Below are 10,395 nucleotides of genomic sequence, written 5' to 3'. Positions count from 1 at the left end.
CCTGCCGCAGGCGCGCCGCCTCGAGGTCGCCGAGGAGCTGCCCGACGCCCGGCTCGCCGACGTGCTCGAGGAGATGCCCGAGTCCGAGCAGGTGCAGATCATGGCCACGCTCGACGACGACCGCGCCGCCGACGTGCTCGACCAGATGCAGCCGGACGACGCGGCCGACCTCATCGCGCAGCTCTCGGAGGAGCGCGGCGAGGCGCTGCTAGAGCTGATGCAGCCGGAGGAGGCGGACGACGTCCGCATGCTCCTCAGCTACGCGCCGGACACCGCGGGCGGCCTCATGACCACCGACCCGGTCATCGTGTCGGGCGACGCGACCGTCGCGGAGGGCCTCGCGCTCATCCGCCGGCACGAGCTGGCCCCCACCCTGGGCGCGGCCGTGTGCGTCACCCTCCCGCCGTACGAGCCGCCCACGGGCCGCTTCCTCGGCATGGTGCACTTCCAGCGGATGCTGCGCTACCCGCCGCATGAGCGCCTCGGCACGTTGCTCGACCAGGGCCTGGAGCCCGTCCGCGCCGACACCAGCGCGGCCGAGGTCTCCCGCATCATGGCGAGCTACAACCTCGTGTCGGTGCCCGTGGTGGACGAGAACCACCGCCTCGTCGGCGTGGTCACGATCGACGACGTGCTCGACCACCTGCTCCCGGACGACTGGCGCAGCGCCGACGCCGAGCGGGAGACCCGCAAGCGCGCCACCGCCCGCTTCCACGGCACGGCCACGGCCGCCATCCCCACCGCAGGACCCGTACGAGGACGGAGGATCCCCCGTGGCACGGCAGAGTAACCGCGACGTCCGCCTGGACGCCCCCAAGGGCCTCCGCACCACCGTCCTCCCGATGCGCAACCGCGCGAGCCGCGACCGGTTCGGCCGCTTCACCGAGTCCATCGCGCGGGGCATGGGCACGCCGTGGTTCCTGGTGGGCCTCACGCTGTTCTGCGTCGCGTGGATCGTCTACAACACGTACGGACCCGAGTCCGCCCGCTTCGACTCCGCGGCGCTCGGCTTCACGGCCCTCACGCTGATCCTCTCGCTGCAGGCCTCGTACGCCGCGCCGCTCATCCTCCTCGCGCAGAACCGCCAGGACGACCGCGACCGCGTGCAGATCGAGCAGGACCGGCAGCGCGCCGAGCGCAACGTCGCCGACGTCGAGTACCTCGCCCGCGAGGTGGTCTCCCTCCGCCTGCAGATGAAGGACGTGGCGTCGAAGGACTTCATCCGCGCCGAGCTCCGGCAGCTCCTCGAGGAGCTCGACCGCCGTGACGACCCCGAGGCGGAGGACGCCGAGGCCGAGGGCCGCCGCAGGACGCATGGCCGCTGAGGCCGCCGGCACGGGGCCGCTCACCGCGGACGCGGTGCGGCAGGCGCTCGCGCGCGTCGTGGACCCGGAGATCCGCCGCCCCATCACGGAGCTCGACATGGTCTCCGACGTGCGCGTCGAGGACGGGGGCGTGGCGCACGTCGACATCGCCCTGACGATCGTCGGCTGCCCGGCGGCGACCTCCATCGAGCGCGACGTGCGCGAGACCGTCGCGGCCGTCCCGGGCGTCATGCGCCTGGAGCTCACCGTGGGGGTGATGAGTCCCGAGCGGCGTCGAGCGCTCACCGAGCGGCTCCGCGGCCCGGCCGCCCAGCGCGGCATCCCCTTCGGTCCGGACAGCCTCACGCGCGTCTACGCCGTGACGAGCGGCAAGGGCGGCGTCGGCAAGTCGACGCTCACGGCCAACCTGGCGGTCGCGCTCGCGGCGAGGGGGCTCGCCGTCGGCCTCGTCGACGCCGACGTGCACGGGTTCTCCATCCCGGGCATCCTCGGGCTCGTCGACCGGGACGGACGCACGGCCCAGCCCACCCGCGTCGGCGACATGATCCTGCCGCCCGTCGCCCACGGCGTGAAGGTCATCTCCATCGGCATGTTCCTCGACCCGGACGCCACGGGCGGCACCGCGGTGTCCTGGCGCGGCCCGATGCTGCACCGCACCATCCAGCAGTTCCTCACGGACGTCTTCTTCGGCGACCTCGACGTGCTGCTGCTCGACCTGCCGCCCGGCACCGGGGACGTCGCCATCACGGTGGGGCAGCTCCTCCCGCATGCCGAGGTGCTCGTGGTCACCACGCCGCAACCGGCCGCGGCCGACGTCGCCGAGCGGAGCGGGCTCGTCGCCCGGCAGACCGGGCAGCGCGTCGCGGGCGTCGTCGAGAACATGGCCGGGCTCGCGCAGCCCGACGGGTCGGTGCTCGAGCTCTTCGGCGCGGGCGGCGGCGAGGAGGTCGCGCGGCGCCTGTCGGCGGGGCAGGACGAGCCCGTCCCCCTCCTCGCGAGCGTCCCCCTCAGCGTCGCGCTCCGGCAGGGAGGCGACGCCGGCGCGCCCCTCGTCCTGGCCGCGCCCGGCGACCCCGCCGCGGTCCAGATCCAGCGCGTCGCGGATCACCTGGCCACTCGCGGCCGCGGCCTCGCGGGACGGCGGCTCGGGCTCTCCGTCTCCTAGGCGGCACGCGCAGGGGTGCCGCGGCGGCCCCGTGACGCACGAGGAGGACGGCACCCCAGGGGCTGCCGTCCTCCTCGTCGGTGCTGCGCGTGCTGCCTAGACGTGGCTGCGGTGCGTGCGGGTCGGCACGGCGCGATAGCCGTCGCGCGCGGTGATGACGACGGTGCCGGCGACGGCGGAGACGGAGAGGGCGGCGACGGCGATGAGGAAGACGGTCATGGTGGTGCTCCTGCGGGAAGGCGGATGGCGGCGCATTCCGCCGCACCTCCAGGAGACCACCGCTCATCGTTCAGGACAAGCTCATAGTCCTTGCCTGGTCGTGTAGCTTGCCTACATGGACATCCGCCGCCTCGAGCTCCTCCGGGAGCTCGCCGACCGGGGCAGCGTCGGGGCCGTCGCGCGCGCCGCCGGGCGCACCCCGTCCGCGGTCTCCCAGCAGCTCAAGGTGCTCGAGCGGGAGGCCGGGGTGCCGCTCACCGAGCGGTCCGGGCGCGGCATCGTCCTCACCGACGCGGGCCGCGCGCTCGCCCGCACGGCCACCGACATCGCCGTCGCGGTCGCGCGCGCCGAGGCGCTCTGGGAGGACTTCCGGCACCAGCCCGCGGGCGAGGTCACGCTGGCGATGTTCCCCACCGCGGGGCAGATGCTGCTGCCCGGCCTCCTCGACCGCGTCGCGGCGATCGCCGACCTCACCGTGCGCGCCAGCGACCGCGACCCGGCCTCCCGGGCCTTCGCCGACCTCACGGCCGACTTCGACGTCGTCATCGCGCACTCGCTCGCGGGGGCGGGCACCTGGCGCGGGCTCGGCCTCGTCATCGTCCCGCTCATGGTGGAGCCGCTCGACGTCGCCATGCCGTCGGGCCACCGGCTGGCCGGCCGCGCATCCGTGAGCCCCGCCGACCTCGGCGGCGAGCCGTGGATCGGGGTGCCGCAGGGACTCCCCTTCGACCGGATCCTCCTCGACATCGAGCAGGCCCTCGGCGCCCCCGCCCGGGTCGTCCAGCGCGTCAACGACACCCGCATCACCGAGTCCCTCGTCGCCGCGGGGCACGGGATCGCGCTGCTGCCCCGCTACACGGCGGGCCAGCACGACGGCGTGGTGGTGAAGCGGCTCACCGGCGTCGTGTCCCGGCGCCACGTGCACGTGCTGCTGCGGCCCGATCGCGCCGAGCGGCCGTCGGTGCGGGCCGTCGTGGACGCGCTCCGCGAGGAGGCGCGCACCGTGGACGCGCGCTTCAGCGCGAACGGCTGAGCGCCGTGCGGCGTGGACGCGGATGGCCCGAGCAGCCGGTCAGGCCGCGCCGGGCATCCGGCGTCGGGAATCGGGCGTCAGCGTCGGACGACGGGCGTCAGGTCGCCTCGGCGTCGAAGGGCGCGGGCTGGGCGGAGGCGGCGGCGGCCTCGCGTTCCAGGCGCTGACGGCGGGCGATCGTGGTCTCGACGGGCACGCGCGGCTTCGTGACGACCGGCTCGTCCTCGAACAGCGCCTCCTTGATGATGCGGCGCGGGTCGTACTGGCGCGGGTCGAGCTTCTTCCAGTCGACCTCGTCGAACTCCGGGCCGAGCTCGTCGCGCATGCGCTCCCGGGCGCCGGTGGCCATGCGGCGGGCCGCCTTCACCAGATCCGCGAGCTTCTGGGTGTAGATCGGCAGCCGCTCGGGGCCGAGCAGGAACACGGCGATGATGCCGATGAGCATCAGCTTCTCGAACGTCAGGCCGAACATGATCACAGGCTAGCCGGTAGATGCCCGATCTCCACCCGCCCGCAGGCTCCCGTCAGCCTGCGCGGCGCATCGGGGCGCCACCGGACAGGTCCCGGTCGGGCGTCCGTCCGCGGGCCGATACCCTGGGGACCCGGAAGAGGGAGGTGCCGCGTGTCCGACCAGGAGACCGGGTGGAAGTTCGCCGAGGACGTCGTCGTGGAGGACGAGCACATCGCCCTGGCCCGCCAGCACTCCCGCGAGCTCGGCATCGAGGCCGTCTCCCCCGCCGTCGGCGCCCAGCTCTCCCTCCTCGCCGCCGCGACCCGCGCCACCAGCGTCATCGAGATCGGCACGGGCGCCGGGGTCTCCGGCCTCTGCATCTTCCGCGGGGCGCCGCGCGCCGTGCTCACGAGCATCGACGTGGAGTTCGACCACCAGCAGGCGGCGCGCGAGATCCTGGCCGACGCCGAGGTCCCGGCGAACCGCGTCCGCCTCATCGCGGGTCGCGCGCTCGACGTGCTGCCCCGCATGAGCGACGCGAGCTACGACCTGGTGCTCGTGGACGCGGATCCCGCCCAGGTCATCGAGTACGTCGAGCACGGCCTCCGACTCGCCCGTACCGGCGGTCTCGTCCTCGTGCCGCATGCGCTCTGGCGCGGGCGCGTGCAGAACCCGGCCGCGCGCGACGCGCAGACCGCCGCGTTCCGCACGCTCGTGCAGGAGACGGCCGGCTCGGGTGCGGTCGTCGCGTCCCTGTCCCCCGCGGGCGACGGCCTGCTGCAGATCGCCAAGACCGGCCGCTGAGACCGGCACCGGCACCGGCCGCGCGGCGCGGCGCGGCGCGGCGCGGACCACGACGGCACCGGAACGCGACAGCGCCCGCCCCATCGTCGACGGGGCGGGCGCTGCCGCGTGATGTGCGTTCCGACTAGCTCGCGCTGGTGACCGCGGCGAGGGCGTCGTGAAGCTCCTTCGCTTCGGCGTCGTTGACGGAGACGACGAGTCGTCCGCCTCCCTCCAAGGGCACGCGCACGATGATGAGCCTGCCCTCCTTCACGGCCTCCATCGGTCCGTCGCCGGTCCTGGGCTTCATGGCTGCCATTCGGCTCCCCTTTCGTGGATGTGCGTCCATTATCCCGCATCGACACGGCCCTCGATGAACGCGCGGCGCCGTGCTACGGCCGCGGCGCCCCCGTCCGGGCGTGGAGGGGGCGCGCGCGGGCCGCGGGGTGCGACGCGGAGGGCGTCGTCACGGGGGCGTCCAGTCGCCCGCGGTGGCGCGCCACAGGAGGTCGATCCAGAGCCACTGCCCGACGACCATCGCCGCCACGACGGCGACCCGCCAGGTCCGGGATCGCGGGACGGCGAGCGCGCCGGCCAGCGGGATCATCGGCAGCAGGAGCCGGAAGAGGCTCGACTGCGGGAAGAAGACGGCGAGGAGGTAGAGGCCGTACGACGCGATCCAGATGCGGAGGTCGGGACCGAGCGCGCGCACGGAGGGGAGCGTCAGCATGAGCGCGAACGCCGCGACGACGAGGAGGACGGCGATCGTCCCCAGGGGGCCGCCGATCCAGAAGCCGCCGGCGTCGAACCACGCCTCGAACGGGACCAGGTGGCGGTACCCGACGTAGGACGCCCGCCAGGACAGCTCGGTGTCGGTGTACGCCGTGACCGATCCGGTGCGGATCGCGGCGATGACGGGCCACGCGGCACCCGCGACGAAGGCCGAGATCCCCGCGAGCACGAGTCGGTTGCGCTCGGCGCGCGGGAACGGGTCACGCCGGGCCGACGCGAGCCGCAGGACGCCGTGCAGCAGCAGCGCGAACGCGAAGGCCAGCCCGAGCGGCCGGGTGAACGCCATGACCACGACGACGGGGGCGAGGAGGGCGTAGCGCCGGTCGACGAGCAGGAGCAGGGCCGTGAGGAGGAGGAGCGTCTGCAGGCTCTCCGCGTACGCCACCTGGAACAGCGGCGAGACCGGCGCCACGCAGACGATGACGACCGCCGTCATGACGGACGACGGGGAGAGGAGGCGCGACAGCAGCCGGTGCAGCACCAGGACGGCGCCGGCGCCCGCCACGACCGACACGGCGACGGCCGCGACCGCGAACGACGCCCCGGTCACCTGCTGCACGGCGCCCACGACCGCCGGGTACACGGGCATGAAGGCCCACGCGTTCGCCTGGACGTGCCCGGCGGCGTCCACGGGGAGGACCGACGGATAGCCGGAGGTCAGGATGTCGCGGTACCAGCCCGCGTCCCAGAACGTCGCGAACCGCAGGTACGTCGGGGACGCGTCGGCCCACGGGCTCCGGATCTGGCCGCGGGCCGACAGCACCATGAGCAGCGTGGTGAGCGCGCGGCTGGCGACGTAGATCCCGAGGACCGCGGCCCACCACGGCAGGAGCGGGGCCCGGCGCGCCGCGGGGAGGTCGTCGACCCGTGCGCGCCACGCGGGCCGGGTCAGCGCGCCGTCAGCCACGCCCGGAGGCCGCGCTCGCACGACGTGATCTGCGCGACGTCGACGCGCTCGTCGTCCGCGTGCGCGAGGAGCGGGTCCCCGGGGCCGTAGTTCACGGCCGGCACGCCGAGGGCGCTGAAGCGGGCGACGTCGGTCCAGCCGTACTTGGGACGCGCCTCCCCGCCGACCGCGGCGAGGAACGGCTGCGCGATGGCCGCGTCGAGGCCGGGGCGCGCGCCCTCCGCGAGGTCGACGACCGTGATCTCGAAGCCGGGGAAGAGGCCGGTCACGTGCTCGACGGCATCGGCGCCCGAGCGGCTCGGGGCGAAGCGGTAGTTGACGTGCACCATCGCCTCGTCGGGGATGACGTTGCCGGCGATGCCGCCGGAGACGCCGACCGCGTTCAGCCCCTCCCGGTAGACCAGCCCGTCGACCTCGACCTCGCGCGCCTCGTACGCGGCCAGCGTGGCGAGCACCGGCGCGATGCGGTGGATCGCGTTCTCGCCCACCCAGGAGCGGGCCGAGTGCGAGCGCTTGCCGAACGCGCGGACCTCCACGCGGAGGTTCCCGTTGCAGCCGCCCTCGATCTCGGATCGCGTCGGCTCGCCGAGGATGGCGAAGTCGCCCTCCAGCAGCTCCGGACGCGTGCGGGCGAGCCGGCCGAGGCCGTTGAGGCTGTCGGAGACCTCCTCGTGGTCGTACCAGATCCACGTGATGTCGTAGGCGGGGTCGTCGAGCTCGGCCGCGAGCACCAGCTGCACCGCGACGCCGGCCTTCATGTCGACGGTCCCGCGCCCCCACAGGTACTCCACGCCGTCCTCGTGCTCGGTGCGCGTGGGGAGGTTGCGGTTGAGCGGCACGGTGTCGATGTGCCCCGCGATGACGACGCGGCGGTCGCGGCCGAGGTGCGTGCGCGCGATGACGGCGTCGCCGTCCCGCTCCACGTCGAGGTGGGCGCAGCCGGCGAGGGCGCGCTCGATGGCGTCCGCGAGGGGGCCCTCGTCCCCGGAGACGGACTCCATGTCGCAGATGCGGCGGGTGACCTCCACGCTCCCCGCGGTCAGGTCGAGCTCGGGCACGGCATGGGTGTCGGTCGGCATGCCGAACATCCTAGGTCGGGGGCGGTGCGCCCCACCGGGGAGCACCCGGCCGGGCGCCGCCCGATCGGTACGCTGGCCGCATGGCCTCCCCCGCTCCCTCCTCGTCCGCCGCGCCTGCCGCCGGGTCCGCCGCTGCCTCCGGATCCGCGTGGGGCTACGGCCTCGCCACGGTCGCCTCCGACGGCACCGTCCTCGACACCTGGTTCCCCGCGCCGGAGCTCGGCGCGCTCCCCGCCGGACGCGACCGCTGGATCGCGCCGGCGTGGGTGGAGGAGCTCGCGGTGGCCGATCCGCGTCGCGGCGTGACGGTCGACATCGTGACCGTCGAGATCGACCTGCAGGCGCCCCCGGCATCGACGCCCGACGCCTACCTCCGCCTCCACCTGCTCAGCCACCTGCTCGTGCGGCCCAACGGGCTGTCCCTCGAGGGGATCTTCGGCCACCTGCCCATCGTCGTCTGGACGAACGCCGGCCCCGTGCACCCCGACGACTTCGACCGCCTCCGGCCGTCCCTCCAGCGCGCGGGCATCGCCGCCCACGGCGTGGACAAGTTCCCGCGGCTGCTCGACTACGTCACCCCGGACCGCGTCCGCATCGCCGACGCGTCCCGCGTGCGCCTCGGCGCGCACCTCGCGCCGGGCACCACCGTCATGCACGAGGGGTTCGTCAACTTCAACGCCGGCACGCTGGGCTCCTCGATGGTCGAGGGGCGGATCTCGCAGGGCGTCGTCGTCGGCGACGGCTCGGACGTCGGCGGCGGCGCGTCCATCATGGGCACGCTCTCCGGCGGCGGCACCGACCGCGTGACGATCGGCGAGCGGGCGCTCCTCGGGGCGAACTCGGGCGTGGGCATCTCCATCGGCGACGACAGCGTCGTCGAGGCCGGCCTCTACGTGACGGCCGGCACCAAGGTCCTCCTGGTCGGCGCGGCACCCGGTGCCGACGGCAGCACGCCGCAGGTGAAGGCCGTGGAGCTGTCGGGTCGGCCGGGGCTCCTGTTCCGCCGCAACTCGCTCACCGGCGCCGTCGAGGCGGTCCCGCGGCGCGGCGGCGGCGCGATCCTCAACGAGGCGCTGCACGCCTAGCTCCCGTCCGCGTCGCGCGGCGTCCGGACTCGGGCGTCAGCGCCGCAGGACCCGCCGGCGCGGGGCGGGAGCGTCCGCGGGCGGGTCGATGCGCAGCACGTCGACCACGACCGCCGTCACGTTGTCGCGTCCGCCGTTCTCGAGCGCGTGCACGACGAGGTCCCGCACGGCCGTGGCCGCGTCGTCCGCGCGCAGCAGGTGGCCGCGGATCTCCGCGTCCGACAGCTCCTTCGTCAGCCCGTCGGAGCACACGAGCAGGCGGAGCCGCGCCGTGACCGGCAGCAGCCAGTAGTCCGCCTCGGCCGCGTCGCCGACGCCCACCGCGCGGGTGATGATGTTGCCGTCCGGGTGCCGGTCCGCCTGGGCGCGCGTGAGGCGGCCGGCGTCCACCATCTCCTGCACGACCGAGTGGTCGACGGTGACCTGCTCGAGCACGTCGCCGCGCAGCTGGTACACGCGGGAGTCCCCGACGTTGAACACGGCCCAGTACGGACGCTCCGACACCAGCGTGAGGCAGGCGCCCGTGACGGTCGTGCCGGCGTGCAGCTCCAGGTCCCCGGTCTCCTCGCGGATGTCGTCCACGGCGCGATCGAGCGCGGGCTCCACGCCCTCGGGATCCGCGAATCCGGACTCGGCGCGCCCCTGCTCCTCGGCCAGGCGGCGGATGACGGCATCGCTCGCGACGTCGCCGGCCGCGTGCCCGCCCATGCCGTCGGCGACGACGAAGTAGGGCACGGCGGCGAGCAGGCTGTCCTCGTTGTGGTCGCGGCGGAGCCCGCGATCGGTCGCGGACGCCCAGCCGAGGACGAGGGCGCGGCCGTCCGGCAGGGCGAGCGAGGTCTCCGCGACGTCCTCTCCGATGGCGGTCATCGGGCGGACAGGATCTCGAGGACGACGCCGTCGCCCAGGTCGATGCGCGTGCCGGGGACGACCACGAGGGACTCGCCGGGCCGGAGCGCCAGCCGCTCGGCGCCCGGTGCCAGCACCGCGGTCCCGTTGGTGGAGTCGAGGTCGGTCACGACGACCACGCCCGAGTCCTGCCGCAGCGCGACGTGGGTGCCCGAGATCTCGCCGAGCGGCGAGGGCACGGCCACGAGGCGCGGCTCCGGGCCGCGCACGACGCGCGGCGGCCGCGGGCGTCGGCCGACGATGACCGGCGCGTCGAGCGGGATCCTGTCGCCGGTGGATCCGCCCCCGGGTCCGCCGTCGTGCCCGTCGTCCCCGCCCATCGGCGGCCGGCCCTCGCGCACGACGCGGAACGCGTGCACGCTGCGCGTCGCGTCGTCCTCGTCGTCCTCCGGGAGGGTGCGGATCGCGACCGTCGGGATGCCGGCGGAGCGGGCACGCGCGGCCGCGTCGGAACGGCTCCCGGAGGTGCCGGTTGCGCCGGCGGACGCGGCTCCCGGCCCGGGGGCAGCGGCCGAGGCGGGATGCGGGTCCGGCGCACCGGGATCCGGGGTGTCGAGGACGGTCGCACCCAGCGCCGGATCCGTCGGGACGGGACCGGCGGTGCCTGCCGGTGGGGCGGCGGGAGGTGCCGGTACGGCGGCGACTGC

Annotated in this window: 13 protein-coding genes; 6 read left to right on the top strand and 7 right to left on the bottom strand. The window is 74.9% G+C overall.

Annotation, left to right across the window (positions count from 1 at the left end; all coding sequences use genetic code 11):
• The 3 genes from Q6969_RS08645 to Q6969_RS08635 all read left to right on the top strand — a co-directional run.
• Positions 1-790, top strand: a 790-nt coding sequence (locus tag Q6969_RS08645) for a magnesium transporter MgtE N-terminal domain-containing protein (protein WP_317230066.1), incomplete at its 5' end; no start/stop codon positions are given.
• Positions 774-1,325: a DUF1003 domain-containing protein gene (locus Q6969_RS08640; protein ID WP_317230065.1), complete on the top strand. Its 552-nt coding sequence runs from the start codon at positions 774-776 to the stop codon at positions 1,323-1,325. The genes Q6969_RS08645 and Q6969_RS08640, both read left to right, overlap by 17 nt.
• Positions 1,315-2,490, top strand: a complete 1,176-nt coding sequence (locus Q6969_RS08635; RefSeq protein ID WP_317230064.1) for a P-loop NTPase — start codon at positions 1,315-1,317, stop codon at positions 2,488-2,490. Before Q6969_RS08640 ends, Q6969_RS08635 begins: the two co-directional genes overlap by 11 nt.
• Before the next feature lie 96 nt (positions 2,491-2,586).
• Here the strand turns inward: Q6969_RS08635 and Q6969_RS08630 are convergent, their stop codons facing one another.
• Positions 2,587-2,709, bottom strand: coding sequence for a hypothetical protein (locus tag Q6969_RS08630; RefSeq protein WP_317230063.1), 123 nt, complete (start codon positions 2,707-2,709; stop codon positions 2,587-2,589).
• 115 nt (positions 2,710-2,824) lie between these two features.
• Between Q6969_RS08630 and Q6969_RS08625 the strand changes: the two genes are divergently transcribed.
• On the top strand, positions 2,825-3,742 hold the full coding sequence (locus tag Q6969_RS08625) for a LysR family transcriptional regulator (protein WP_317230062.1): 918 nt from the start codon (positions 2,825-2,827) through the stop codon (positions 3,740-3,742).
• A 97-nt stretch (positions 3,743-3,839) separates the two neighbouring features.
• Here the strand turns inward: Q6969_RS08625 and Q6969_RS08620 are convergent, their stop codons facing one another.
• The gene (locus Q6969_RS08620) at positions 3,840-4,214 is read right to left on the bottom strand and encodes a translocase (protein ID WP_012299244.1); all 375 of its coding nucleotides are present in this window, start codon (positions 4,212-4,214) and stop codon (positions 3,840-3,842) included.
• A 150-nt stretch (positions 4,215-4,364) separates the two neighbouring features.
• Here Q6969_RS08620 and Q6969_RS08615 point away from each other — a divergent pair, with 150 nt between their 5' ends.
• Positions 4,365-4,997 (top strand): O-methyltransferase, encoded by a 633-nt coding sequence (locus tag Q6969_RS08615; RefSeq protein WP_317230061.1) that lies wholly within the window; start codon positions 4,365-4,367, stop codon positions 4,995-4,997.
• Positions 4,998-5,121: 124 nt separating this feature from the next.
• Here the strand turns inward: Q6969_RS08615 and Q6969_RS08610 are convergent, their stop codons facing one another.
• The 3 genes from Q6969_RS08610 to dapE all read right to left on the bottom strand — a co-directional run bounded on the left by Q6969_RS08610 (position 5,122) and on the right by dapE (position 7,754).
• A complete protein-coding gene (locus tag Q6969_RS08610) occupies positions 5,122-5,295 on the bottom strand; it encodes a DUF3117 domain-containing protein (protein WP_012037866.1) in 174 nt (57 codons plus the stop codon).
• 147 nt (positions 5,296-5,442) lie between these two features.
• Complete coding sequence (locus tag Q6969_RS08605; RefSeq protein WP_317230060.1) at positions 5,443-6,675, bottom strand: hypothetical protein; 1,233 nt, start codon at positions 6,673-6,675, stop codon at positions 5,443-5,445.
• Positions 6,657-7,754 (bottom strand): succinyl-diaminopimelate desuccinylase, encoded by a 1,098-nt coding sequence (gene dapE, locus Q6969_RS08600; protein ID WP_317230059.1) that lies wholly within the window; start codon positions 7,752-7,754, stop codon positions 6,657-6,659. Before dapE ends, Q6969_RS08605 begins: the two co-directional genes overlap by 19 nt.
• 80 nt (positions 7,755-7,834) lie before the next feature.
• Between dapE and dapD the strand changes: the two genes are divergently transcribed.
• Positions 7,835-8,839 (top strand): 2,3,4,5-tetrahydropyridine-2,6-dicarboxylate N-succinyltransferase, encoded by a 1,005-nt coding sequence (gene dapD, locus Q6969_RS08595; protein WP_317230058.1) that lies wholly within the window; start codon positions 7,835-7,837, stop codon positions 8,837-8,839.
• 36 nt (positions 8,840-8,875) lie between these two features.
• On the opposite strand, the gene Q6969_RS08590 is transcribed toward dapD, so the two are convergent.
• Together Q6969_RS08590 and Q6969_RS08585 are read right to left on the bottom strand one after the other, a co-directional pair.
• The gene (locus tag Q6969_RS08590) at positions 8,876-9,709 is read right to left on the bottom strand and encodes a protein phosphatase 2C domain-containing protein (RefSeq protein ID WP_317230057.1); all 834 of its coding nucleotides are present in this window, start codon (positions 9,707-9,709) and stop codon (positions 8,876-8,878) included.
• The coding region (locus tag Q6969_RS08585; protein ID WP_317230056.1) for an FHA domain-containing protein at positions 9,706-10,395 on the bottom strand (690 nt) is incomplete at its 5' end. The genes Q6969_RS08590 and Q6969_RS08585, both read right to left, overlap by 4 nt.

This window comes from Clavibacter sp. MX14-G9D (assembly GCF_032917815.1).
GTDB lineage: Bacteria > Actinomycetota > Actinomycetes > Actinomycetales > Microbacteriaceae > Clavibacter > Clavibacter michiganensis_K.
The sequence above is the reverse complement of the archived record's forward strand: the minus strand, read 5'-3'. Positions and strand labels throughout refer to the sequence as shown.

What these genes read in the sequence shown, in the direction of transcription:
- Q6969_RS08610 (WP_012037866.1), bottom strand. Translation starts at nt 5,295, where the DNA reads ATGGCAGCCATGAAGCCCAGGACCGGCGACGGACCGATGGAGGCCGTG.
- dapD (WP_317230058.1), top strand. Translation starts at nt 7,835, where the DNA reads ATGGCCTCCCCCGCTCCCTCCTCGTCCGCCGCGCCTGCCGCCGGGTCC.
- Q6969_RS08635 (WP_317230064.1), top strand. Translation starts at nt 1,315, where the DNA reads ATGGCCGCTGAGGCCGCCGGCACGGGGCCGCTCACCGCGGACGCGGTG.
- Q6969_RS08590 (WP_317230057.1), bottom strand. Translation starts at nt 9,709, where the DNA reads ATGACCGCCATCGGAGAGGACGTCGCGGAGACCTCGCTCGCCCTGCCG.
- Q6969_RS08620 (WP_012299244.1), bottom strand. Translation starts at nt 4,214, where the DNA reads ATGTTCGGCCTGACGTTCGAGAAGCTGATGCTCATCGGCATCATCGCC.
- dapE (WP_317230059.1), bottom strand. Translation starts at nt 7,754, where the DNA reads ATGCCGACCGACACCCATGCCGTGCCCGAGCTCGACCTGACCGCGGGG.
- Q6969_RS08630 (WP_317230063.1), bottom strand. Translation starts at nt 2,709, where the DNA reads ATGACCGTCTTCCTCATCGCCGTCGCCGCCCTCTCCGTCTCCGCCGTC.
- Q6969_RS08625 (WP_317230062.1), top strand. Translation starts at nt 2,825, where the DNA reads ATGGACATCCGCCGCCTCGAGCTCCTCCGGGAGCTCGCCGACCGGGGC.